Origin of the sequence: Pseudoalteromonas sp. KG3, from assembly GCF_030436385.1 — a bacterium.
GTDB lineage: Bacteria > Pseudomonadota > Gammaproteobacteria > Enterobacterales > Alteromonadaceae > Pseudoalteromonas > Pseudoalteromonas prydzensis.
Genome location: NZ_CP098523.1, coordinates 1683601 through 1710161, shown reverse-complemented (window position 1 = coordinate 1710161; position 26561 = coordinate 1683601). Strand labels below are relative to the sequence as shown.

17 protein-coding genes and 4 pseudogenes are annotated in these 26561 nt (G+C 42.9%); 5 read left to right on the top strand and 16 right to left on the bottom strand.

Features of this window, described 5'->3' with window-relative positions:
- Positions 1-493 precede the first annotated feature (493 nt).
- The 4 genes from NDQ71_RS08125 to NDQ71_RS08110 all read left to right on the top strand — a co-directional run bounded on the left by NDQ71_RS08125 (position 494) and on the right by NDQ71_RS08110 (position 3014).
- Positions 494-877 carry an immunity 22 family protein gene (locus NDQ71_RS08125; RefSeq protein ID WP_192542912.1) on the top strand — a complete coding sequence of 128 codons (384 nt, stop codon included), beginning with the start codon at positions 494-496 and terminating at the stop codon, positions 875-877.
- Positions 878-1446: 569 nt separating this feature from the next.
- Positions 1447-1944 carry a GNAT family N-acetyltransferase gene (locus tag NDQ71_RS08120; protein ID WP_192542911.1) on the top strand — a complete coding sequence of 166 codons (498 nt, stop codon included), beginning with the start codon at positions 1447-1449 and terminating at the stop codon, positions 1942-1944.
- A gap of 117 nt (positions 1945-2061) precedes the next feature.
- Positions 2062-2568: an AAA family ATPase gene (locus tag NDQ71_RS08115; protein ID WP_192542910.1), complete on the top strand. Its 507-nt coding sequence runs from the start codon at positions 2062-2064 to the stop codon at positions 2566-2568.
- Between the two features lie 95 nt (positions 2569-2663).
- Positions 2664-3014: a GFA family protein gene (locus NDQ71_RS08110; protein ID WP_263973448.1), complete on the top strand. Its 351-nt coding sequence runs from the start codon at positions 2664-2666 to the stop codon at positions 3012-3014.
- On the opposite strand, the pseudogene NDQ71_RS08105 reads toward NDQ71_RS08110, so the two are convergent.
- From NDQ71_RS08105 to NDQ71_RS08080, 6 genes and pseudogenes are all read right to left on the bottom strand, one after another.
- A pseudogene (locus NDQ71_RS08105) lies at positions 2962-3429 on the bottom strand (IS3 family transposase); the annotation flags it as partial. The gene NDQ71_RS08110 and the pseudogene NDQ71_RS08105 overlap by 53 nt on opposite strands.
- 80 nt (positions 3430-3509) lie before the next feature.
- Positions 3510-5033 carry a group II intron reverse transcriptase/maturase gene (ltrA, locus tag NDQ71_RS08100; RefSeq protein ID WP_192543234.1) on the bottom strand — a complete coding sequence of 508 codons (1524 nt, stop codon included), beginning with the start codon at positions 5031-5033 and terminating at the stop codon, positions 3510-3512.
- Positions 5034-5699: 666 nt separating this feature from the next.
- Positions 5700-6400, bottom strand: a pseudogene (locus NDQ71_RS08095) (IS3 family transposase); the annotation flags it as partial.
- A 71-nt stretch (positions 6401-6471) separates the two neighbouring features.
- A pseudogene (ltrA, locus tag NDQ71_RS08090) lies at positions 6472-7551 on the bottom strand (group II intron reverse transcriptase/maturase); the annotation flags it as partial.
- A gap of 165 nt (positions 7552-7716) precedes the next feature.
- On the bottom strand, positions 7717-9240 hold the full coding sequence (ltrA, locus tag NDQ71_RS08085; RefSeq protein WP_192543234.1) for a group II intron reverse transcriptase/maturase: 1524 nt from the start codon (positions 9238-9240) through the stop codon (positions 7717-7719).
- Between the two features lie 666 nt (positions 9241-9906).
- Positions 9907-10607, bottom strand: a pseudogene (locus NDQ71_RS08080) (IS3 family transposase); the annotation flags it as partial.
- 856 nt (positions 10608-11463) lie between these two features.
- Here NDQ71_RS08080 and NDQ71_RS08075 point away from each other — a divergent pair.
- Positions 11464-12381 (top strand): helix-turn-helix transcriptional regulator, encoded by a 918-nt coding sequence (locus tag NDQ71_RS08075; RefSeq protein WP_192542150.1) that lies wholly within the window; start codon positions 11464-11466, stop codon positions 12379-12381.
- Positions 12382-12622: 241 nt separating this feature from the next.
- Here the strand turns inward: NDQ71_RS08075 and NDQ71_RS08070 are convergent, their stop codons facing one another.
- The 10 genes from NDQ71_RS08070 to NDQ71_RS08025 all read right to left on the bottom strand — a co-directional run bounded on the left by NDQ71_RS08070 (position 12623) and on the right by NDQ71_RS08025 (position 26512).
- Positions 12623-13840 carry a hypothetical protein gene (locus NDQ71_RS08070; RefSeq protein ID WP_301562548.1) on the bottom strand — a complete coding sequence of 406 codons (1218 nt, stop codon included), beginning with the start codon at positions 13838-13840 and terminating at the stop codon, positions 12623-12625.
- 85 nt (positions 13841-13925) lie between these two features.
- Complete coding sequence (locus NDQ71_RS08065; protein WP_301562547.1) at positions 13926-14453, bottom strand: saccharopine dehydrogenase NADP-binding domain-containing protein; 528 nt, start codon at positions 14451-14453, stop codon at positions 13926-13928.
- Positions 14450-15586, bottom strand: coding sequence for a saccharopine dehydrogenase NADP-binding domain-containing protein (locus NDQ71_RS08060; protein ID WP_192542152.1), 1137 nt, complete (start codon positions 15584-15586; stop codon positions 14450-14452). Before NDQ71_RS08060 ends, NDQ71_RS08065 begins: the two co-directional genes overlap by 4 nt.
- A gap of 99 nt (positions 15587-15685) precedes the next feature.
- On the bottom strand, positions 15686-17836 hold the full coding sequence (locus NDQ71_RS08055) for a TonB-dependent receptor (RefSeq protein ID WP_301562546.1): 2151 nt from the start codon (positions 17834-17836) through the stop codon (positions 15686-15688).
- 263 nt (positions 17837-18099) lie between these two features.
- Positions 18100-21708: a hypothetical protein gene (locus NDQ71_RS08050; protein WP_301562545.1), complete on the bottom strand. Its 3609-nt coding sequence runs from the start codon at positions 21706-21708 to the stop codon at positions 18100-18102.
- Positions 21709-21717: 9 nt separating this feature from the next.
- Positions 21718-22590 (bottom strand): ABC transporter ATP-binding protein, encoded by an 873-nt coding sequence (locus tag NDQ71_RS08045; protein WP_192542155.1) that lies wholly within the window; start codon positions 22588-22590, stop codon positions 21718-21720.
- Positions 22591-22613: 23 nt separating this feature from the next.
- The gene (locus tag NDQ71_RS08040; RefSeq protein WP_192542156.1) at positions 22614-23444 is read right to left on the bottom strand and encodes an ABC transporter ATP-binding protein; all 831 of its coding nucleotides are present in this window, start codon (positions 23442-23444) and stop codon (positions 22614-22616) included.
- Between the two features lie 8 nt (positions 23445-23452).
- Positions 23453-24526 carry an iron ABC transporter permease gene (locus NDQ71_RS08035; RefSeq protein ID WP_192542157.1) on the bottom strand — a complete coding sequence of 358 codons (1074 nt, stop codon included), beginning with the start codon at positions 24524-24526 and terminating at the stop codon, positions 23453-23455.
- Positions 24523-25536, bottom strand: coding sequence for an iron ABC transporter permease (locus tag NDQ71_RS08030; RefSeq protein WP_301562544.1), 1014 nt, complete (start codon positions 25534-25536; stop codon positions 24523-24525). The genes NDQ71_RS08035 and NDQ71_RS08030 overlap by 4 nt, the downstream gene beginning before the upstream one ends.
- 19 nt (positions 25537-25555) lie before the next feature.
- Positions 25556-26512 carry an ABC transporter substrate-binding protein gene (locus NDQ71_RS08025; RefSeq protein WP_192542159.1) on the bottom strand — a complete coding sequence of 319 codons (957 nt, stop codon included), beginning with the start codon at positions 26510-26512 and terminating at the stop codon, positions 25556-25558.
- Positions 26513-26561: the final 49 nt, after the last annotated feature.

Genomic DNA, 26561 nt, shown 5'->3' with positions numbered 1-26561 from the left:
CTCAGCTATGGTTAAATCATCAATAAAAATAAATTAAAAACGAGTTATTCTACAGGCTCGTTGCCCTACAAGGATTCCGGAATTCTTGAATAAATTTAACTACAGGTTTGATGCAGCACCCAATTTCAAGGCTAAAATAATTCGTTATTTCGTATATACGTTTCTAGTTTTTTTAGCCACTTTCTCATTCGTGTATTTAGTTCACTATACGGGAAATGTATTGGGTGTTGACGTTAATAAACCATTGCGAGAAATACCAACTCATATTGTCATTTTAGGGTTGTCGGGAATGCTTGTTACTTTAGTGCTTATTTATACCATTGTGCTTTGGGTTGCGAAATCAATATTTACAAAGTTCAGATTGTAGCACGGGCAAATAACAAGGTCATTATGGCAGGGACGCAAAACGCTTGGCTGCGTTCCTTCGTCGCAAAGTATAGCCAAGCATTTTCGCGCCCCATATGGCGGCGTTGGTGTACCAGAGAACTAAATTATGAGTAAAACTGAAGTATCACATTTTTATTTGGGGAGAGTTTCGGATCACTGGAAATACAATGCATTTCTAGAGGAACACTACGGAGAAGATGATGATGAGCCATTGTCTGCGTTTTGTGGTTCTCAAGATGAGCTTTTCATTGATCATGATTTTATGGAAATGGGCGCAAGAGATGATGGCGCTACTGTAGCGGAGTTTTTCAGTCCGTATTCGTATTCTGAACATTGGTCAGAAGCAGTTGCAAAGGTGGCTTCAGAATGTAATTTAACAGATGCTAACGTGCTATTGTTTGTGTCAAAATCTGAAATAGAGAACCCTAAATCAATTAGCGGTGATGGGTTTGAGTTAATCTATATCGGTGAATTTGAGTATCCGATTTAGATCAGATAGCACCTAACACATATGAGCCTTAACTCTGTCAATAGGCACTCGTGTTCTTTTTGACCGTTTTTATAAATGGACGGTCAATTCTAAATCAATAAACAAATTCGTTGACTTCGTCTGTCTATGCACCAGTTAAGCAAGTAGCTTATGGCAAAAACATATAGGGAGCGATCCGCAAAAACCCTTACGTTATTAGCACAGCATTTACTTATTGCCCTCTAAAGCGCAGCGCCTCTCAACCTCTTTGTGAATAATTCACTAAATTTTTTTGCACAAAGAGAAGGGAATGAGAAGTAAATGAGGATGAACTTGAAGGCTAAAATTGGTATGTGAAAATACGATACACTAGTAAAGGTACTTTTAGCTCCTCAAAAAAGCCACTCAGACACCTGTAACACCTGCCAAAATGCCAATTAAAACAACAGCAAACCTTCTTTTTATATTTTATGTGAAATCGAAGTAAACGATTGAATCAAAATAGCAACTCAGCTATGGTTAAACCATCAATAAAAATAAATTAAAAACGAGTTATTCTACAGGCTCGCTAGTTGCCATTGGAGCATTTTGTGTTTATCCGAAAATTTGATCGAATCGATTATCCCTTCGTAAAAATTATCTATCAGCAAGGAATTGATACTGGAAATGCTACATTTCAACTCACTGCTAAAAGCTGGGATGAGTGGAATGCTTCAATGCTGGAACATTCTCGTATTGTAGCTGTAGAGCATGATAATGTTTTAGGTTGGGCTGCACTTTCGCCAATTTCAAGCCGCGAAGTCTACTCTGGAGTTGCGGAGGTTAGTGTCTATGTCGCAGCTAGTGCTCAAGGCAAAGGTATAGGTCAAAAATTACTATCGCATCTAATTTTAGAGTCCGAAAAAAATAATGTGTGGATGTTACAAGCTGCCATTTTTCCAGAAAATATAAGTAGTATAAAACTCCACGAGAATAACGATTTTCGCCAGCTTGGTGTTCGTGAAAAACTTGGAAAAATGAATGACATTTGGCGTGACGTTGTTCTTATGGAAAGACGTAGTAAAATAGTTGGTATATCAGATAACTAACAAGTTGTTGAATTTTGATTCGTCAAAACTGTCATACCATTTGCGGAGCAAATCGCCCGTCAGCATTTGACTCACAAATTAACTGGGCGTTGGTTCAGGTGAAATTCGGAGATTTCGATGCTGTATATATTCGGTGGCTTGCCTGGAACAGGCAAGAGCGAACTTTCTAAATATTTAGCGTCGTCTATCGGTGCGGCTTACATTCGCATCGACACCATTGAACAAGAATTACGTAATGCAGGTTTTAAAAATCTTTACGATGAAGGCTATAAAATTGCGTTTTCTACAGCATTGGACAATTTACGAAACGGTCTCTCTGTAGTAGCTGACTCTACCAATCCAGTTGGGGAGTCTCGGCAAGCATGGATAAGCATAGCTAAACAAGCTGAGGCACCTTATAAAGAAATAGAAATCATCTGCTCAAATACATCAGAACATCGAATCAGAGTAGAAAACCGAAAAACGGATATTCCAAATCTTGTACTTCCTAACTGGGAAAGCGTAATTTTAAGGGAATATCAATTATGGCATACGGCTAATATTGTTTTGGACACGGCTGGCAAAACACCAGAACAATCTAAGCAAGAGCTTAGTAAATTACTGCGTAGCCGTAATGAAACATAATAAGGCGCTATTGTCGCCGCTAACGCTGCTGGGATGGCTACGCTGCGCTCCAGCCGCTCCAAAGCGTTGTGTTACAGAAAATAGAGGGAAGCTTGATGACTGATTATTATGGTTCTTGTCTGTGTGGCAATGCAAAATTTGAAGTGCAAGGGAAGTTCGACGGTTTTTACCTGTGTCATTGTCAGCATTGCCAAAAGGATACAGGGTCTGCTCATACGGCCAATTTATTTTCGAAGTCAGCTAAGTTGACCTGGTTGGCGGGCTCAGATTCTGTGACTACCTTCACGCTTCCAGGCACTCGTCACAAGAAAAGTTTTTGTAAATTCTGCGGCTCCGCAATGCCAAGCATTCATGAGGTAGGTCTTGTAATGGTCAACAAATTCTGTAGAGATTCTAAGCGGCATTTTTTAATTCATTATATTTCTGATGTGGCGTCATATAATTAAGCGTAGAATGCCTACGTTTGTAATTGTAAAACTGAATATAATTGTCCACCTCACTTATAACTGAATGATGATTTATAAATGACAGGCGATTCAGTCGCTCTGTTTTTAAACTTCTAAAAAATCGCTCCATTACTGCATTATCCCAACAATTACCTCGACGACTCATACTTTGCGTTATAGTTAGTTGTGATAACCGAGCTCTAAACGAGGCCGCAGAATACTGACACCCCTGATCGGAATGAAACATCAGTTGATTAAGAACCGGCTGTTGACGCTTAATAGCATTATTCAATGCTGCTATAGCCAATTCAGCATTTGGGCTTGTTGATAAGGCATACCCTACAACTTCCCTCGTTGATAAGTCTAACACACAGGCCAAGTAGCTCCACCCTTGATGGTTCCTGAGTAGAGTAAGAGGCAGAGCGTAGTCGAACTATTTCTCTGCTTCTCCTCTCCGAACCGTACGTGCACCTTTCAGCGCATACGGCTCTCCGCTTAATTGTGGCTAACAGCCATTGCAACATCGTTATAGCGAGACGTGACGGTGTTTCTAATTTCATCTCTAAGATATGGGTTTGATTCGGGTAATCGCCATCGAAATTGTAATTTAGGACTACTCACTAACCTAAATAGTGATGCACCACATAAATTACCGCGATTACTTTCACCAAACAACACCCATGTCGTTGCCTGATTTGGCGTTGGCCGTTTGATCCATTTCATCATTAATGACTTAATAGAGCAGCGATATTTCCTCGCCAACCACTTAGCAAGTTTCCAGAAAATAATACGATCAATTTTACTGTAAACTTTAGCGGTATAATCAGTGTGTCGATAAAATTGTGACCAGCCCTTAAGTTTACGATTGAGCTGTTCAACTTTGTCTATCTTGCTACAACTATGATCTCCTGATAAAGCTTGGCTCAATGAATGAGAAAATGCTTTAGCTTTACCATGTGGAATACCAGACACCACACGCATATTACCTTTTGGTCCACGCTTTCGAATAATCCTATGTCCAAGGAAGATAAACCCATCATTTACATGGGTAATATGGGTTTTCTCCATATTAAGCGTAAGTTTTAGCTTACCTTCAAGGAAGTTTCGACACTGATCACGAATTGCTTCTGCTTGTTGTTTATTACCTTTGACAATCACGAGAAAATCATCGGCATAACGACAATAAGCAACCGCAGGGTTCCATTGTCTATTTTCCTTTAGTGCAATACTGCGCTTATCTTGAATAGTACGATTCCAGTACCAACGATTTTTACGTGCTTTCTTGCCTAAGTAACATTTATCCAAATACTGATCAAACTCGTTGAGCATGATATTTGATAGCAGTGGAGAAATAACACCACCTTGTGGTACACCTTCGCTTGTAGCACAGAATAAATTACGTTCAATGTGACCTGCCTTTATAAATCGCCAAAGTAATTTATTGAATCTCTGGCAACTAATACGCTTTCGCACACATTTCATTAATAATTGATGGTGAACTGTATCAAAGTAACTTGATAGATCTCCTTCAATTACCCAACGTCCCCTCGACTCATTTGCATCAGTTAGCTGTAGCTTAACTGTACGAATGGCATGATGAACGCTTCGCTCAGGTCTAAAACCATAAGATAATGAATGAAAGTCATTTTCCCATATTGGTTCCATCGCCATGAGCATGGCACGTTGCACTATCCTGTCTCTTAAGGTTGGTATACCTAAAGGGCGTTGCTTCCCATTGGCTTTAGGAATATAAATTCTTCTGGCAGGCATAGGTTGATAATTACCTGAGAGTAAATCATCTCTGATTTCATCTAGGTAGTCATTCAGATTAGCCTGTAAATGAATTTTCGTTATCCCATCAATGCCAGGTGTTTTGGCCCCCTTTGAAGAAAGCGTTACCTCGGCCGCTTGGCAAAGCCATTGCGGGTGACTGATAAGGCGCAGTAATCGATTAACGCGATGCGTTTTATCGGTTGCTGTCCATGTTGCTAATTTACGTTGCATTTCACTGATTATCAAAGGTCTTCACCCCATTAAGGTCAGATAATTTGCTCACGCAAATCAATTAAACTGCGCCCCTTCGCCATGTAATGGGCTTTCCCCATCTCGGACTACTACGAACGCTCCGCCAACTTGCGTGTCATCGGGGTCTTGCTCCCTTAACATTCACTGCAAGCCTTCCTCGGTTCACCTATTTGAACTCAAACATATTGGGGGGGATGCCGATCGCAGTCTTTAACCTTATCGTGCTGTAAGGTGATGATACTCAAACGCTTAAATTGTGACGTAAACTTTTGTCCATTAATAGATGCATATTTGTCATCTACTAAATCGAATAGAATGCACCTACCTATAACACTCTATTAGTATCATACTGCCTATTAATTCGTGTAGGCAGTGGCGACATTTCAGCCCACAGATGCGGGTTAATCGGTTCATGTTCTTCATCCGTCCAATACTCAGTCTAGAGAAGCATCTTGGCTTAACGAATTCGCCTCACTTCCCGTTGTCAGCAGGTTACGTCACCTCATTAGCATACAATGAGTCACCGCTGCCCAGACTCAACTACTTGCACAACCAAGTAGCGACGCAAATTAGCTAGCTTCTGCTATTTAATTTACGCATTTCAAATAGACTTGTAGTTCATTAAAGCAATCCTTGCTAGTGCTGAACTCCGAGCACACTATAGGTAATATCACCGACCCAATGCGTGTTATGTGAATCAGGGTTAAACTCTCGTTTTAAGAGGTTCTGTGCGTACTTATGTTCATCACCTGAGTTAGGGTAGTAATGTTTTTTCTTCGGCCTGATGGCTTTTATATTCAACTTTTTCATCAGTGCCGCTGTTTTATATATTCCAATCGTATGATTTAACGCATTCAGTTCAACGTTCACTCTGCGTCTACCATACGTATAACCAGAATCGTCAGCGATAGATTTAATTAACTCCAGCAGTGCCTGCTCTGACTTATTTGGCGCGACGGGCGCATAGTAATAACTACTTGTACTGACTTCTAAAGCACGACACAACTCAGATACCGTATAGCTTGGGGTCGCTTTCTTCAACGCTTTAATTACTTTAAATTTTGATTGTCGCGAATGAAGAAAGCGGTGGCTTTTTTTAATATATCATTATCCCTTAAAGCTCGCTGTAGCTGCTTCTCTAGCAATTGAATACGTTGCTGTTCTGGTGTGAGTGCTTGTACATTTCCCGGGCTCTTACCATCTAGCTCAGATAGATATTGTTGCTTCCAACGTGATACTGCTGACTTTCCTGCGCCAGACATCTCTTCAATTTGCTTATTGGTATAACCTTCTTCTACCATTAATTTGGCATATTCAAGTTTTTGTTGTGCACTGAGTGTTACTTTTGATTTTCTGGTCATAGTGATACCTTTTGGGTTTAGCTCATTTTACGCTATAAACCTGTCCAGTTTCATTAGACCATTACAGTTGAGCGAATTTTGGTTAGAAAATTTTTGGTATTCTTTTTGGATGGTTTGATCAACAGTTTACCTTTGTACTTACGTACATTTTGACCTAAAAAATCAAATCCCTCGTCAATGTGTGTGATTTTGGTTTTTTCCTCAGATAGTTCTAAACCTCTTTCTTTGAGAAATTGGATTAGTGCTGGTTTCACAGTTGATTCCAGATGTTCTTTGGAAGACCCTGTGACGATAAAATCATCAGCGTATCGCACAAAATTAACTTTGTTAGGATTCGTTTTAAGTTTGGTTTTTCCACTGACCCTATGTTTTACACCTGATATAGTTTCTATCAGGTGTTCCATTCCATCCAATGCAATGTTGGCGAGTACGGGCGAGATAATTCCGCCCTGTGGTGTTCCCTCGTCTGTGTTAGAGAATAAGTTACCATCCACTACTCCTGCCTTTAACCATTCCTTGAGAATCTTTTGATTCATTGGGATTTGGTTGAGCAGCCATTCATGATCGATGTGATCAAAACATCCTTTTATATCACCTTCCAACACCCATTGAGCGCATCGTTTACTGCTCAGAATTACGTGACAGTATGCAATGGCATCCGCACAGCTTCTTTGAGGTCTGAAGCCGTATGAATTTTTATCAGCCATACACTCTGATACTGGTTCCAAGGCTAGTAAGTGAAGTGCTTGCATAGCTCGGTCACGCATCGTTGGTATGCCTAGGTGTCTTAGCTTACCATTTGCTTTAGGGATTGAGACCCTGCGCAGCGGTTTTGCCTTATACCCTGTATTGGTTAATGATAGAGTGGCTTTCCATTTAGCTTCTGGTGTGCTCCAAGTTTCCTTGTCAACGCCAGATGTTTTCTTACCTTTGTTTTCTGTCACTCTTTTTACTGCCAAGGTTTTGGCAGAATAAGAGTGGGTTAGCAGTCTTTGTAAAGCTTTAACTTTACCATACCTGCCTTCCTTTTGAGCCTTTACGATCCTTGCCTGTAATGACTTAACCTTTCGGTTGGTAGTCATCCAGTCTATGCTGTGCCACCCCCCATTGGTTGTGGGCGCACAAGATTTGGTTTGCACCTTTTCTTTCATTTGCTTTCCCTCATTAAAAGTCTTATTACTCAAATTTCGCAATTGAGCACCGAGTAGAAGTCAGCCCTCTTTCAAGTAGAGTAAGAGGCAGAGCGTAGTCGAACTATTTCTCTGCTTCTCCTCTCCGAACCGTACGTGCACCTTTCAGCGCATACGGCTCTCCGCTTAATTGTGGCTAACAGCCATTGCAACATCGTTATAGCGAGACGTGACGGTGTTTCTAATTTCATCTCTAAGATATGGGTTTGATTCGGGTAATCGCCATCGAAATTGTAATTTAGGACTACTCACTAACCTAAATAGTGATGCACCACATAAATTACCGCGATTACTTTCACCAAACAACACCCATGTCGTTGCCTGATTTGGCGTTGGCCGTTTGATCCATTTCATCATTAATGACTTAATAGAGCAGCGATATTTCCTCGCCAACCACTTAGCAAGTTTCCAGAAAATAATACGATCAATTTTACTGTAAACTTTAGCGGTATAATCAGTGTGTCGATAAAATTGTGACCAGCCCTTAAGTTTACGATTGAGCTGTTCAACTTTGTCTATCTTGCTACAACTATGATCTCCTGATAAAGCTTGGCTCAATGAATGAGAAAATGCTTTAGCTTTACCATGTGGAATACCAGACACCACACGCATATTACCTTTTGGTCCACGCTTTCGAATAATCCTATGTCCAAGGAAGATAAACCCATCATTTACATGGGTAATATGGGTTTTCTCCATATTAAGCGTAAGTTTTAGCTTACCTTCAAGGAAGTTTCGACACTGATCACGAATTGCTTCTGCTTGTTGTTTATTACCTTTGACAATCACGAGAAAATCATCGGCATAACGACAATAAGCAACCGCAGGGTTCCATTGTCTATTTTCCTTTAGTGCAATACTGCGCTTATCTTGAATAGTACGATTCCAGTACCAACGATTTTTACGTGCTTTCTTGCCTAAGTAACATTTATCCAAATACTGATCAAACTCGTTGAGCATGATATTTGATAGCAGTGGAGAAATAACACCACCTTGTGGTACACCTTCGCTTGTAGCACAGAATAAATTACGTTCAATGTGACCTGCCTTTATAAATCGCCAAAGTAATTTATTGAATCTCTGGCAACTAATACGCTTTCGCACACATTTCATTAATAATTGATGGTGAACTGTATCAAAGTAACTTGATAGATCTCCTTCAATTACCCAACGTCCCCTCGACTCATTTGCATCAGTTAGCTGTAGCTTAACTGTACGAATGGCATGATGAACGCTTCGCTCAGGTCTAAAACCATAAGATAATGAATGAAAGTCATTTTCCCATATTGGTTCCATCGCCATGAGCATGGCACGTTGCACTATCCTGTCTCTTAAGGTTGGTATACCTAAAGGGCGTTGCTTCCCATTGGCTTTAGGAATATAAATTCTTCTGGCAGGCATAGGTTGATAATTACCTGAGAGTAAATCATCTCTGATTTCATCTAGGTAGTCATTCAGATTAGCCTGTAAATGAATTTTCGTTATCCCATCAATGCCAGGTGTTTTGGCCCCCTTTGAAGAAAGCGTTACCTCGGCCGCTTGGCAAAGCCATTGCGGGTGACTGATAAGGCGCAGTAATCGATTAACGCGATGCGTTTTATCGGTTGCTGTCCATGTTGCTAATTTACGTTGCATTTCACTGATTATCAAAGGTCTTCACCCCATTAAGGTCAGATAATTTGCTCACGCAAATCAATTAAACTGCGCCCCTTCGCCATGTAATGGGCTTTCCCCATCTCGGACTACTACGAACGCTCCGCCAACTTGCGTGTCATCGGGGTCTTGCTCCCTTAACATTCACTGCAAGCCTTCCTCGGTTCACCTATTTGAACTCAAACATATTGGGGGGGATGCCGATCGCAGTCTTTAACCTTATCGTGCTGTAAGGTGATGATACTCAAACGCTTAAATTGTGACGTAAACTTTTGTCCATTAATAGATGCATATTTGTCATCTACTAAATCGAATAGAATGCACCTACCTATAACACTCTATTAGTATCATACTGCCTATTAATTCGTGTAGGCAGTGGCGACATTTCAGCCCACAGATGCGGGTTAATCGGTTCATGTTCTTCATCCGTCCAATACTCAGTCTAGAGAAGCATCTTGGCTTAACGAATTCGCCTCACTTCCCGTTGTCAGCAGGTTACGTCACCTCATTAGCATACAATGAGTCACCGCTGCCCAGACTCAACTACTTGCACAACCAAGTAGCGACGCAAATTAGCTAGCTTCTGCTATTTAATTTACGCATTTCAAATAGACTTGTAGTTCATTAAAGCAATCCTTGCTAGTGCTGAACTCCGAGCACACTATAGGTAATATCACCGACCCAATGCGTGTTATGTGAATCAGGGTTAAACTCTCGTTTTAAGAGGTTCTGTGCGTACTTATGTTCATCACCTGAGTTAGGGTAGTAATGTTTTTTCTTCGGCCTGATGGCTTTTATATTCAACTTTTTCATCAGTGCCGCTGTTTTATATATTCCAATCGTATGATTTAACGCATTCAGTTCAACGTTCACTCTGCGTCTACCATACGTATAACCAGAATCGTCAGCGATAGATTTAATTAACTCCAGCAGTGCCTGCTCTGACTTATTTGGCGCGACGGGCGCATAGTAATAACTACTTGTACTGACTTCTAAAGCACGACACAACTCAGATACCGTATAGCTTGGGGTCGCTTTCTTCAACGCTTTAATTACTTTAAATTTTGATTGTCGCGAATGAAGAAAGCGGTGGCTTTTTTTAATATATCATTATCCCTTAAAGCTCGCTGTAGCTGCTTCTCTAGCAATTGAATACGTTGCTGTTCTGGTGTGAGTGCTTGTACATTTCCCGGGCTCTTACCATCTAGCTCAGATAGATATTGTTGCTTCCAACGTGATACTGCTGACTTTCCTGCGCCAGACATCTCTTCAATTTGCTTATTGGTATAACCTTCTTCTACCATTAATTTGGCATATTCAAGTTTTTGTTGTGCACTGAGTGTTACTTTTGATTTTCTGGTCATAGTGATACCTTTTGGGTTTAGCTCATTTTACGCTATAAACCTGTCCAGTTTCATTAGACCATTACATCTGCTCAGCATTCCCGCCGGGTGTTTGGATACAGAGGTCTCTATGTCACCAACAGCTCACATCTTTGCATCTAGCAAAGCTTTTTGGGATAAAGGTTTAGATTCTGTGCCAGAATTCGAGGGGCTGCCAGAGTGAGCAGCTATCACATAATCGGGTAGCCGGAGGTCTCTAACTTCCAGCCCCCACACCACCGATCATGTGCTTTTTATGAACAGGAACTGCGATGGGGGGACATCTCTTGTAATGTGATGAATATGTATCCAAATCTCTCTCAGTGGTGTTAATCCGTGGGACGCTGAATTGAAAAGCTCAGCCATAATGTAAAGTCACCCCACCTTTTCTTATTGGTAATAAAAATGACGCTAATGATGCTCTGACTATTGCTGAAGCGTCACTTAGAGCAATAGTTTGTTTTATCTCAATTAAAGCCGTTGAACAACAAGATGTTCAATGGTTACAAAGGATCCGCGAACCGTTTGTAAAACAATGAACGAGTACACTAAATCAAGTCTGTGGTTTTAAAGTGTAAAGGCACATAAGACTTTTAGAATGTCATGATGGCACGGCAACGAAATAGCCATTAGGTGCCAAATATATCATTTTCATGGGTGATTACTGTACAATACTTGTAAATGAAAATTGTTTTTATTTGCGATAATGTTGTGATATAGTCTCATTTGTGGTGATTCTAGATAATATATGTATCCTCCAAAGGTCTTGCAAAGGATGTGGAGGTGTTAATTAGAGATATGTCAGGGTGATACGGCAAAGGATAGGTAAGGTTTTAAAATGACTTTTTGCAGTGACATTGAAATAAACATAGTGAATGAACAGCAGCAAATTGAAAGTACGGTTGGACATAACTTTGTACAGTTGATGCCCGGTCTTTCAGTCAGCTTATCTACAGCACAAGATATGGGGGCTGCCGATACCAAACACGTATTCCCTGGCGATGACCAGTATATTCATTTAAATAGTGTTCTGGCGGGGAAGTTCGAAGCGACAGTAAGCAATAAACTTTTACAATGTAAGTGCGGAGACTTCAATATTGGCTTTTCAAGTGGTGAGAGTTTCTGTGCATATCACAGCAATGATTTTAGCAATCTAGAAATCATGATAAAGCCAGAAGTACTTGCTGAGCTTGCTGGTGAAGAGCTCAGTGGCATTGATCTTGGCAAGAATATGTCGTTCTTTGTGAAGCAAAGTGGTCCTTGTCGCAAAGTCAGTGCATGTGCAAATCGCATCTATAAGCTGATAAAAGAGCAGGAAAGCAAACCACTTCTATTACATTCTGCGACTCTAGATTATTTATATTGGCATCTCACCGCGCTTAAGTCAGTTGATATTAGTAACCAGATCCCACTTCGAGAGAAAAAGCAGCTTATGGCAGCAAGAGACTTTTTGCTTGCTGATTTGAGCAGCCCCCCGACGATTTCAGATGTGGCTAAGGCGGTTGGGTTAAACCAGTGCAAGCTTAAGAAAGGTTTCAAGGCATTGTTTAATAATACCGTGTACGGCTGTTTCCAAGAAGAAAGAATGCACAAAGCAATGAATTTACTGAAGGACAATAATGTGACTGAAACGGCAATCTCGTTGGGTTACAGCAATGTTAGTCATTTTAGCGTGGCATTTAGAAAACAGTTTGACGTGCTTCCTAAGGAAGCTCGGCTAAACTTGGCGCCTACCATCGTTGGCAATTTAATTTGACCAACTAGCACAAACATCGCGCTCCTGAGATCGTGAAGTTACACATTTGGGAGCCTGAACTTGGTTCAGGAGCCCATGCACATTAAATCTCAACGCCTTGTTTTGGGTTGATCGCGAACCAAGCCGCAATGGCGTGTCGTTATCGTCAGAGTAAGCATACTAAATAACCTGAACTCTGGATAAATAGCTAAAACTACTCGCTTCACCGTGAATAAAAGTCATACCCTTATTGAGTAGGAACTTAGCTCACGGCTTGGAGCTTTTTAGCTTTGTTCAAGGTTATGTCTGCTGCGCCATCACTTTTGATGTTCCAAGTAATATCTAAATTACTCTGGCTTGCTAAAAAGGTTAGTGCTTCTTGCTCCATTTCTCTCACCATGTTTACAAGCTCAGGGCAGCCCAGCTCTTTAAACATTGCAGCATATGCACAATCTGTGATTGAAATGGTAATCGCTTGCGAACCATTTATTGACTCTTTAAGCGTAAATAGGCCAAGTTTAGCGTAATTTCGTAGCCAAGTTAGCCAGTATTCTAAAATAGCATCTTCTTTTTGAGCGAACATATTAAAGGACTCAGGATTTGGCCATAGCCAGCGCATTTCCATTTTGCCTGTTGCTAAAAACATCTCGCGGTACAACCGATAGGCTTGCTCTTTGCCTAATACTTTTCTGGCATTGGCGTAACCGGAGGTAAACATGCTCATATCGCGTGTGATGGATTGCCATATCTCACTGTATTCACCCGGATGTTTATCTCGCCAATGCTGTAGGCGCTTTCCATCACGTTGCCAGGCAAGCAAAGTTGAGATCACAAACCGAGTAAAACTGAATGTATTTGTGGCTGCTTTGAGTGCATGCCAAATCTGTGATTTATAAAGATACTCTTGTTGTCGCTTGGCCATTTTTGGGTGTTGTTTGGTCACGGTATACCAGTTTAAACCTAAGTTTCTTAGACTATTTATGTCTGACGAAACACTGTCTACCCAACCAAACTGCTGATCCGCTTGATGGATGTTCTGTTCGTTTGCTGGTTTGGCTGTTACACCATAAAGCGCAAGCGTTTGTAACAATACTTGACGCGTATCATAAGTTAGGTGCTCTACTGCTGTTACACCATAGCTTGTAGAAAATGCGTTATTTAGCCAGCACTCGACGGCCACACATGCCATTTTGGCTGTAAGCTCGTAAGAAGAAACGACGCCATGTAATATCAATCCTGATTGTGGAGCATTGTCTGGGTATACCCACAAGCAAGTGTCTGGGTCGGAGTCTTTTTTCGTTTTAAGCTTTTGACCGTTATTAAAGAACATATTCGAGAAAAACGCATTCTTGCGCTCTCCAAGACGATATTTACTCATGAATTTCGCAAATCCAAGCGTTAAGTGCTGGATATGATAACGGCTATCAAGGTGCTTAATATCTAAGTCTTCGGCAACATCTTCACAGCTAAGCCCAGCCACTTCTGGTGTTGCAAATGGAATAAGGTCCGCAGGCTTTTTCAGGGCAGGGAAGGCAAACTGATGTTGTTCGTCTTGCCAAGGTGTATTAACTTGCTAAAATTGCCTGAGGGCTGGTTTCACCGCCACCATACGCGGCGCCCATATATAAACGACACTGGTAGTGTCCTTTAGCTGACGCTTTTTTGTGAGCAAGCTCAGTCAATAATAATGTAGAAATCCCTGGAGAGAAGCCCATGCCAGTAAGCAGCAGGCGCTGCTTTGACTTGGCCTCAGTGTTTAGTGTAAGCACTTGCTCCGCTGCATGCAGACTGTCGTTGATATCGACAGCATCAATATTCGCGCTTAGGCACAATTGATGTGCTTGCATGGCAAATTTATCCATAGGGCCTAATGCAATGACTGCTAAGTTAAATTGTTGCAAAGTTTCAATACTTTTGGCTTGGTCGTTAATATCAAAAGCGACATATTCTATGTGATCTGGTATTACTCCTGCCTTTGGTGTTCGCCTTGCTGCACAGCTCAGTTTTAGATCAGGATGACGCGCACTGAGTAAATGAATGATGCGCCTGCCTGACTCACCAGTGCCCCCTAAGACGATGATTTTTTTGCTCATGCGGCCTCCTGTTTAGCAGTTTTGTCTGATCCAGAGAGGGTGAGGCTTGCAACAACTCCTGCTTGTTCTAAATCGCTAATAAAGTCACTGGCATCAACGGCTTCATGCAGCATCATAGGACCAACTTTGGTAATTTGATTGTTAAGTAATTGCTTGGCTGTAATGCCTATAATAAAGCCCGTCGCCTGATAGGTGTCTTCAAGAATGATCTGGCCGCGCTGTATGCTGCCATCAGCACACTCGATTTCGGCATCAATACCATAAACGGGTGGGAGCTTACGCATATCTTTAGCCGAAGCCTTACATAACCAGCGAGCAGCACGAGCGATATTTTTATGATTTTTATACATCTTAAATATCTTTGCGATCATGCAAACAAACATAGCGCGAGGGCCCAAGTTGGCACCATAAACCTTAGCTGTTTTTATGCCTTGCTTGTTGGCAAGCTGTACAATTTCTTCTGCATAAATCAGCATGGTTGATGTCGTACCAATGGGAGCTGGAAAATGTGCCTTTGTGCCTGCTTTGGAGAACTTTTCTGACTTAATTTGTTTGTTTTCTAAATAGCAAAACCCACGCTCGTGCCCAAAATCACCGAGTCCATGAATAATGTCCCACGCCGAGTTATAGCTCCAAGCGTCTCGGCCAACATATTGCACTTTTATGGACTTTACAGTTTTGCCATTGCTGCGTTGTTGCATAAGATAGTTAGGGAACACACCTGAGAGGCCGGGTAACAAACCTACGTTAATGATAAGTGGCACTTTGCTCTTGTTGTGCTTTTCATGCTCATGGAGTGATGCGTAAACGGGGTCGTAACCACCGGCATCTATAATGGGCACGTTTAATTTTTTACATGCTAAGACTATTTGGTCACCGATAATGCCTGAAGGACCAACACATGCGACGACTAGCTCGATCTCCTTTAAATGAGCTTGCAAGTCGTCAGGATTTTGGGCATCCAGTTGAACCGTGCTTATACGGTCTTGGAATTGCAATATTGCACTGGGCAATGAGGCTGTTCTGCGCGAGGCAAATGTGAGCGTTGCGTCGGTATGTTGGAGCAAGTACTGCGCTACTTTTAAGCCTACTTGACCTGTGCTACCGAGCAATAATACGGATTGAGCTTGCATGATAACTCCCTTATTAAGCGTTTCAACGCATTGATATTGTGTTGTATAAAGTAAAAGTGGCGCAAAGTAAGTTAGTGCCACCTTTCCCTATTTATCGGTTTAGAAATTGGTGCCGACCGTGAGGCCAATAGTCCTTGGGTTACCTGCTTCTGCTGTTACACCAAAACCAAAGTTAAATGCAACTTTTGAATAATATTCATCGAGCGTATTTTTCACCCATAAGTGCGCATACCAGTTTTCGGTTTCAAGGCCCACTTTGGCATTCAAGAGATGATATGCTGACTGTCTCATTTTGTTACCCGCATCAAAGTAATGTTCACCCGTGTAAATGTTTTCTAGCTGTGTGAATAATATGTAGTCGCTGTTTAACTCAGTGCGATTGCTAATGGATAAGTTTGCGCTGAGCTTTGGCGTATTCGGCAGGCGATTATCTGAGTAATCCTCTACTACGCCAGTTGCTAAATTTACACTCTCGTACTCGCTATAGGTCGCATCCACATAGCTACTAGAGAATCCAACAGTCCAGTCTGGGTGGGGGTGATAACGCGATTCAAATTCGATACCTCTGCTGGTACTGTTACCAGCATTGTCAGTAATAATGGTGGTATTTTCTAACATTTGCTGAACTTGTTGGTCGTCTAAAGATACATAAAAAGCAGTGATTGAGAAGCTCAGCTGGTTATCTAAAGCTAATGCCTTATATGCTATTTCATAGTTATTACTGTACTCTGGCTCAAAGCTGGGCTTGCTTAAGTTAGGATACACAGTATCAAATCCACCAGCTCGATAGCCCTTACTCCAAGAAGCATAAATTAGGTCGTCATTACTTGTTTGATACGAGAGGGCCAATTTGGGCAGCACTTCGCTGAATTTTTTCTCTCCATCATATTGCGAAGTAACGGCGGTAGACTGGGAGTTAATATTGATGTCAGCTGCTCGTTGCTCTTGGTGATAACGTAGCCCAGCAATCACAGTAATGTTTTCGTTGATTGCATAGTCAATTTGTCCAAATGCAGCCCAAGCTTGGTCGTCTTTGCTGATGACAGAGCGATCAACCATAGGCCCGCTACCTGGATACAGCGCAGAAAAATTTAAGTCATGTCTTGCCGTGTAATGAGCATTGGCTTTATAGGCATAGACGCCAGCTAGCCAGTGGTAATTATCGGTATTTTTTGAGCTCCAACGCATTTCATGAGAAAGCTGGTCAAATTTTTCAGTCGAGTGACTGTGGTATTGGTAACTCGGATCATGGCCGGTGTCTTGATCGGCGGTGTTAAAGTTGTCCCAATCACGCCAGCTTGTGATTGAGATAAAATCTACATTGTCACCGGTATAATCGAGTGTTATCGAGGCACCGAGCGCATCACGATCATCGACCCCTTCAAAGTCATGCTCTACTTGATCTGGGTTTGCTTTGATGTTCTCAAGTGGACCTATTGCATATGAATCGCCACGAAAATGTTCATAATCGACAATGAAATTGGCTTCGAGATTGTCCGAGGCAACCCATCTTAGTTTTGTTCTCGCACTGATATCATCCCGTGCGCCAAAGTCTTTATTGAGGTAAGTGTTTTCAAGATAGCCATCGGAATTGTGTACTGATACAGACAAGCCAAGGAACAGGTCATCGTTATTAATAGGCGTATTGACGCCTAATCGAGCTCTTTTTGAGCCAAAGTTGTCAGCCGAAAACGTTCCCTTAAACTCTTGTACTTCATCTGGTTGCTTGGTGGTGATATTGATAACACCCGCAAGAGAGTTACCACCGTACAGCGTACCTTGAGGGCCACGAAGTACTTCAACACGTTCGATATCGACAAGGTCCAAATCGAAAATACTATTATTGCTGTAATTAACGCCATCGACGTAAAAACCAATGGTTGGCTCGGTAAATAAACCAGGACCTATACCACGAATAAAGACGTTGCTGTCTCTTCGACCGCCCCAGCTATAAACGTGTAAACTCGGGATTGCGTGCCCAAGTTCGGTGATGGAATAGGTTTCTGAGTCGATCAGTTCTTGTCCAAAAATTGCGGTTACGCTGGACGCCACTTCCATGATATTGGCGGCCCGTTTTTCGGAGGTGACCTCAATACGCTCTAAATCTATTTTTTTAGCTTGTTCGTCAGCATAAACAGCTGAAGAAACAGCGCCTAAGCTAAGGGCAAATAATGCGCGCGTAACGTGACGGCTAAGTTTTGAAAGCGAGTGACTAGAATTGGCTGCAGGTGTCAGCTTGTAACGATACATATTAAGTAAGCTCCTAATAACAACGAGTAGAGTAGTTGGGTACTAAAGTATTGCTGTGTAAGAAACTCGCTTTTAGGCTGATTTCTGTTCAGCAGCGGCCATGTGGTCGGCCCTATTTTTTATTGTTCGTTATTGTGTGAGTAGGGGGATTTAGGTACTACCCGAAAACGGTAATTACCCCTCTCTGCGGGTTTTTTTAAAGCGGGATATAGCGAAGGATTAAAATGATTAAGGCGCGTGCATATCGCGCCTTAATTAGATGTTTATAACTGTCGGACATTGTCACTGTATGCGATATCAATAAAAGCGCCATTTTCATTAATGAAGAGCTTACTGGGAGGTTGAGGTAAGTACATTCTTAACTCCGCTTTGCCTTCGTTAAAATATACTTCTTGGTCGTGGCTTTTGGAGATCCCAGCTTGTTCAAAGTAAATAGTAACAGAGGATGTGCCTGAATAGGGCGCTCGCAAGGCGTTGTCGTTTTGTTGTTCAATACTAACGGCTTTTAAGTTCGCAACAAGGCTGTAGTGATTGTTATTGAGTTTTTCCAGCTGTAGGTTTTGTACTGTAAAGTCATGTAACACTACCTGTTGAAATAAAGTGTGTAGCTGCTTTTTGTACTGAGCGTGTACGATCTGCGTAAGCTGTTGATATAAATGTTGTGCAGACACAAAATGTCGCCCTTGTTGTGCACGGTAGTTAACTACCGTGTCCTTAACCACGCTGCTAAATTGTTTATCGCCAATAAGTTGCGATGCAGCATAGACTGCAAGTTGTGACTTGTTATTGGCATAAGGTTGCAGTGTCAATGCTAGCGCATTTTTCTCCACACCTGACTCTTTGGTCCGTGTTAGTAGATATTCATCGGTGAGGGTTGTCAGTAATTGTTGTCTTGCTTCGCTGCTAAGCCCTGACTTGGTCAGCGCAAACCAGGTAGGGATCCCCTCAGACAGCAAGGGATAACCCGCGGTGTTAGCGACTGCAATGTTCTGCCACCACACTTGTGCTATAGCGCGATGCAATGTATATCCTAGCCAATCAATACTGGGCGGCTGTTGGTAATTATGCTGCCAAGCCGACATTTCAGGGATCAGCACTAGATTTGCACTCACCGTTTGTTCCCCCATCCCCTGTGGCAGTGCGGCAATTTTTAAGCTGTTATAAGGGTAGGCGACGAACACCGCTTCACCTTGTTCAAGGGCATGCATTGCGCGCTGCAACATCGTATTAATGATGATTTCATCAGCATTGACATAAAACAGATCGATAGATACTTCTTGCGCCGTCTTAGGGCTTATCCACTTCGCTTGGCGTGTCTGATACTTTGCGCTCACAATGGCTGGCTTCCAGTGACTGGGCGTGGTTGTGCTATATTCATAGCTATGGCGATGGCCAAGAACTTGGTGATTAATCAGTTCTCCTGGTGCGACAACAACTTGGTTGCTGGGCACGTCTATTTTCAACTTATAGGTTATTAAGTCTGCATCATTGTGTTGATAAACATCGGATGTGGTAGATTGACTAAAAAAGTCTGACGCTAACGGGTCGAGTTTATGTTGCTCTCGCAGAGCATTGTCTTTGATTATCTTGTCTCTTTCAAACCCGATTGTGGGCCAAAAATCCGCATTGATATAGCTCGCACTTTTTGTCACATTGCCGAGGTAGTCGGTTGCACGATTGCTATAGCCTTGGTATTGCACTGAGGCAGTCATACTAAGCTGACTTTGTTGTTGAAAAGACAGTGGAGTATTAAAAGCCCATCCCGAGACTTGATGCGTATCGTCGCTAATAACAGGCGAAAGTGCTTGTCCCTTCATACTGACTTCATCGATAGAAGTAAAATCGTCAGTGTTAATTAGCAGTTGTTCTATGCTCGTGTGATGTGGGTTAAGAAGTGTAAAATTGGCCGTATAACCAAGCGAACGCTTATTTGGGTGAAGCGATATGGCAATTTCAGCATGGTTAATTTTAGGATGCGGCTGGGTATCAAATTGACGATATTGCTGTTCATAATCAACTTGCTTTGCATAGCCATCAGCTTGAGTTTGAAACTGACCATTGATAATCATATCTTGATGGATTGAATGCGCTTGATAGACAAAAATCGTAACCGCTAACAGCATAAAGGCAAGTGAACGTGGTGCGACTTTGCGTGGCAATACCATTAACCTTTCTTTAAATGGTGCAATTATGCCCCTTGGCCAGAACCAGCTGACCAGCATCAGCAATACGCAATAAAAGCTGAGCCAGTAGAGCATAATATTGATATCTCTGACGATAAACTGCTCCATAGATGCAAGCTCAGACAGCTGCGCGATGGATGGCCATGCCCACAAAAACATAAAATTTTCTACAGCGTTTGTTTCATTGAATATCGCTGGGGAAATACACAGCATCACAGCGAGCACTTGCGCTGCAATTTTGGACTGTAAAAGTCCATAACTGATGATTGCAATGAACACATAAGCCAGCATTAATGGCAGTAATACGATAAAACTTAAATGCAACAAACTCTGCCAATCAGGGTCGATGTAGCCTTGTACTAATTGAGTGGCCAATAAACCTGTAACCGGAACCAGCATCAAAACAACTGCAACAATGACCGCACCGATGATGTGGCTAAGCGGCGCTTGCCAGTCGGGTGCAGGGCACACAGCAACAAGCTGCGCAGTATTGAGTTGGTGGTCTTTGTGGCATTGATCAACGACGAAGAATGCGGCAGCGAGCATAGTGAAAATTAAGCTTGGGTAAATTAAAACGGGCAGGAGCGTGTGGGTTTTTGGCAAGATGGCTGCACTGCCCTCAATTCCCGGTAAGCGGTAACTCAATCCGGCGATAAGTAACATTAACGCCAAGGTCAACATTGAAAGGTAAAATGCTCGATTAGTAATGATTTGCCGTGCTTGTAAATACCCAGCATGGGCGCTGAATTTGAGCCAATAGGCTATCGCATCATTGGTTACGAGTGCCAATGGAGCCATGTTTAACTTACCTGAGCGGTGTTGTTGTTGGCCTTTAGTTACCTGCTTGGCGGCCGACTTTTGACTGTTGCTGGTTCTGAATGTTGTTAAATCAAAGCGCCACCAAGCAAATGCGAGCAGAGTAAGTGCCGAGCTCAAATAGAGGAGGCGGTTATACAGTAAGGTGCTGTCTAAGCTTAAAAACTGGCTCATTCTTTGTTCTGCCGTCCAGTAAAAAATTTGCCCTTCAACCGTGACTTTGCCCAGTGGATCGACAATTCGCAACCAAGGCGCTTGTGGTGCTCCATCACCAAATAAGGCGGTGATCAAGACAAACGATCCTACTGCTATCATCATGGCGGCATAAGCTGGTGTAGCGCGGCCCGTGAGTGCGGTGAGCGCAAAAGGAATGGCAGTATAAACAATACAAGCAGGCAGCACCCAAATTAGCATCGCATGTAAAATATGTGGCCATGAGGTGGCCATAAAATCACTGGCAGGGTAGAGCCCAAACAGATTTGATACCATAGGCAGAGTAACCATGGCGATGATAACCGAGCTCATCACCAACATTACAATAACTAAACAAGCTAAGTATTTACCTATAAAATAGTGTTTACTATTAATATCAAAACTATACAAATAATCTGCCGTTTTCGAATTAAGATCCCTAAGTAATGTGGGGATCACTAGTGCGCTGCCTACGGTGGCCGCCCAAAACGTGTAGTACATAAACAGGTAATAAATAGCGTATGGAGAATTGCGAGCGACCCTGCCACTTTGCATCAGCATATCCCATTCACCGCCTAGCATTTCTCGATAGCCCATAATGATCATGGCAATCAAGCAACCCCAAGTGGCTGTGGAGCGCAATCGATATTTAAGCTCAAATAAAAAACTGGTTACAAACATGCGAGCTCCTTAAACTGCAAGTTCTGGGACGTAGCTGAAGTAGAAGTCTTCAAGGTCCGCAGCGCTTTGCGTAAAGTGAGCAGGTGCAGTGTCGCTTTGAATTGTGGCTTGTATCTCGCCTTTAACAATGCGTGTTGAAATCACTTTGTGGTTGCTTCGCAGTTGCTTTAATTCTTCTCGAGATACCGACTTATGCCAAATCTGCTGAGCAATGGATGCGACGAGTTCATCTGGCTTGCCACGCGCAAGTATTGTGCCCCGGTTGAGGATACCCATATCGCCACATAGGTTTGTCACATCTCCCACAATATGTGTGGAAAGGATCACAATGGCGCTGTCAGTAAGCTGATGCAAAATACTGTAAAAGCGGTTACGCTCGGCAGGATCTAGCCCCGCTGTTGGTTCATCGACAATGATGACTTTTGGGTTGTTCAATAAAACTTGGGCGATACCAAAGCGCTGACGCATGCCTCCTGAGTAAGTATCTACCGCTTTGTGACAATGCTCAGTGAGATTAACGAGCTGCAATAATTGGTCAATTTTGCTTTTCCGCTGCTTGGCGTTTTGAATGCCTTTTAAACGGGCGAAATAATCTAACATATCAGTGGCGGATGCATTGGCGTAGACACCAAAGTCCTGTGGCAAGTAGCCTAACTGACGACGAAACTCAGTGGGGTTTGCAAAGATGCTTTGTCCATCAAAGTGTATTTCGCCGCTATCGGGCGTTTGCAGTGTGGCAATGGTGCGCATAATACTGCTTTTTCCAGCACCATTGGGACCAAGTAGGCCAAACATGCCTTTTCCTATGGTTAAGTTGATAGCTTTAAGTGCATGTACACCATTTGCATATGTTTTTGATACATCGCGAATTTCTAATTCCATCTCATTAGCTTCTATTGTTGATTTTAGGTTGCCGCGCTGCGCAATGGCACCGCTGAGTTTGAGGTCAACTGGTTTTGAGTTTCAAGTGGTAAGCACAGCGGTTTTATGACTTTGCCATAGCGCTGAGGCACGACTGAAACATCAATATTGAACAGTTGGTTAATGATTTGCTTGGTGACTACTTGTTGCGGTGTACCATCTGCCACTATTGCGCCTTTTTTAAGGGCGATAATTCGGTCACTGAATTGACTAGCTTGATTGATATCGTGCAGTACCATCACAATGGTTTTGCGCTCATGAATTTGCAACTGCTTGAGCAGGTCTAAAAGCTGAAACTGGTGACCTAAGTCGAGATAAGTGGTGGGTTCGTCTAAGAGTAAAATCTCAGACTGTTGGGCTAAAGCCATGGCCAGCCACGCTCTCTGGCGTTCTCCACCCGATAAATGTTCCAGTGGTTTATGTTGTAATTCTTCTAATTGGGTCTTTTTCAATGCCCACGTGATTGCATGCTGATCGTGTTGCGATAATGTGTTAAACAATCCTAAGTAGGGAAACCGGCCATGTCCTACGAGTTGCTTTACGAGCATTCCACCCGGTGCTTGCGGGTTTTGCCCGAGTAATGCTAGCTTTTTTGCTAACGCTTTAGGGCGCCATTTATGCAGTGGCTTTTGCTCCAAAGAGATAGTGCCCTCACTAGGTTTGGTAAGTCCTCCAAGCAATTTAAGTAGGGTGGATTTACCACAGCCATTTGGACCGACAATCGCGGTGATCTGATGGCGTGCAATTGAGACTGATAAGTTTTGTATCACGGGCTTATGTTGATAATGTAAGGCGATTTGGTTTGCGTTTAACATGACATATCCTAACTTTGACGGCGGATCAACAGGAGCAAGATGGGAATACCCAGCAAAGTAGTTAGCGTGCCTGTTGGGATCTCTAAAGGCGAGATAAGTGTGCGACTAGCAATATCTGCTGCCAGTGTTAACGTGGCTCCAGATAAAATACAGACAACCATGAGATGTAACAGGCTAGCCCCTAAACCAAAACGGTTTAGTAGCACTTTTGCAAAATGAGGCACGATCAAACCAACAAATCCCAGTGGACCTGTGACTGCAGTTGCGCTGGCCGCAAGAGCCACTGCAATAAACAAACTGATTAAGCGCCAGCGTTTTACATTGAGTCCCAACGTTTGGGCAACTTCGCTGTCTAGTTGCAGTATAGAGAGGTGCTTTAAGAGTAAAAAGCAACCAACTACACCGACAAATGTCCAAGGGAGAAGTAAATACAATTGACTAAAGTCCCTGCCATACAGGCTGCCAGCTAACCATATCAAACTGGTCTCAGTACGGTTTCCACCCCATGCCAAAATAGCCCACATCACCAACGCATTCAGTACCGCACCTATCGCCACGCCATTGAGTGCTAGTTGATTGGGTTGTAGTTGCTGTCGCCAGCTCAGTTTCAAAACCAACCCAGTGGCCAAAACTCCGCCAAGTAACGCCACCGCCGGCAACCAGACAAAGTCAAAGGTTGCGTCACTTAAATTGAGCACTTGCAGTTGAATGTAATCAACCACAAGTAAACAAAGTACGATGGCTAAGCTTGCGCCACCGTTTACCCCTAAAATACTTGGATCTGCCAGCGGGTTGCGGATCACAGCCTGCAAAATCAGCCCCGCCAAAGCAAAGTGGATGCCAACCAGCATAGCCAACAGTGAGCGTGGTAAACGCAGCTGCCAGAGTATATTCGACTCGCTCTCTAGCGGTGTCGAGGCAATAAGTGCATGCCAAACAGATTGCAAAGAAAGCGGTACTGACCCCATACACAGCGCGGCAAAAAATAAACCAACAAGCAGTGCAATGAGCGAGATTAACAGCCCATAAAAAGGCCAAGTTGGCGTGGCGATGGCAGAATGTGTCGCAATAGTTGGGTTCATATGGAGGCCTGCTTATATCGGGTATGTATTAACCAAACTAGACTTGGCCCGCCAAACAGCACACATAAAATGCCCACAGGGATCTCCTGATAATTTGCCAGTAAGTCGGAAACACTGACTAACACAGCACCACTTAGTGCGCTACCAAATAAAACATAGCGATACTCATATGCTAAGTGCTTGGGTAGCAAAGTTCGGCAAAGGTGCGGGGCAACCAAGCCCACAAAAGCGATTGGGCCTGTGACAGACACCGTGGCAGAGGTGAGTACAACGGCAAGTGCTAGCGCTTGAATACGCCATCGCTTTACCTGTCCGCCGATACTTTTTGCTATTTCGCTATCAAGCTGTAACACAGTGAGGGGACGGGCTAAAAACACGCATACAACTAGGCCAAGCAATGTGATGGGAGCTAATAATGATACATGTTGCCAAGTACGGTTTGCCACACTGCCTAGCAGCCAATAAAACAAGCCCCGTGTGTCTGTGCTTACTGAGATCAATAACAAAGTCGTTGCGGCTGCACAAAATAAAGAGATACACAAACCAGACAAAATGAGATTCACAGGCTCTAGCTTTTGTTGCCAAGATAGCCATAGCGTGACAGACATCGCTATAGTGCCTCCAAAAATACCAGCAATGAAGTGATAGTGAGTAGTCAAACTGGTGAATACGAGGAGCAAGACAATAGCCAATGCGGCTCCCGCTGATACACCGACTAGACTCGGAGATGCGAGTTCATTTTGCGTGACCGCTTGGGTAATCGCACCTGCCATCCCAAGCGCAGCGCCGGCAATCATAGCTAAAACGAGGCGGGGCATTCTCAGCTCCCAAACGACGAAGCTAGCCAGTGATTCTGACGGTGAGACAAGCACCGAGCAAAGCTCTTTTAGCGAGATTTGATAGTCGCCGATAGATATAGACAGCAGTAGGCTGAGTATTAACATGCACAAGCCTACTAGACATAAGCCAACCGGTGATACAGTAAAGCGAAGTACAACTGAATTCATCATAGTGTGTCTAAATTAAGGGTTATAAATTAACAAACTGCATCTGGGTGGCCTGTGCTTCTTTGGCTAAGCTGCTCGGCGGAGAAAACTTATCTGGATGAAGTAAATATGCCAATTCCTGCAAAATTAAACTTCTTGCTATGGGCCCATGCGGCATGACGTAATGATCTGCAACGCGATAGGCACGGCCATTTTTAACCGCTTTGAGTTGTTTCCAAACTGGATGATAGTTAAAAGGCCCAGGTTCACCCTTAAAGGAGATGATCACATCAGGGTTGAGCTGTAATAAAGACTCCATCGAAATTGGTGCTGAATCAAACTTCTTTAAGTTTGGCTGTGGCGAGGTGCCCACACTATTTTTCGCTTTTAGGGCCGTCATCATTGCAACGGTAAAATGATGATCAAAAAATGCATAAGGTACATCCGACCAATGCCACAAAAACACCACTGATTGCGGTTTGAGTGGTTGCGATGCAAAGCGTTCTAGTTGGGTGTTAAATACGCGGTTTAGTTCAACGCCTTGCGTTGATTTACCCAGCGCTTTAGCGGCGGATGTGATCGCCCGATCTGAGTCGGCTTTGGTGACTAAATCGTAGGCCAAAAAGTGGCCTATCTCTTCAAATTTGGTCGCAAAAGGCTCGGTATAGGTACGCAACCCGATGGTGAGATCAGGTTTTAAAGCTGTTAATTCCTCTAAATTAGTTTCGTGAATTTCTCCAAGGTCCACCATCTGTTTGGTTTGCTCACCAAGATAAGGTGACAACTGGTGGTTTAATGTTGAGATCCCCGCAGCCTGCATGCCAAGAGCATAGAGTAAGTCTGCCCCAAATACAGAGACCGCAGCGACCTTATTTGGCGCTGAATTAATGGTGACCAGCTTATTACGGTCATCTTTCACCGTAACGGGGAACTGGGCGTAAGCGTTGTGAGACAGTAATGCGGATAGAAATACACAAAACAACAAGTTATAGCGGCGCATTAGCGTTTCCTTGCGAAAAATTGACTTAATTAAATTGCTTCATTTTGCA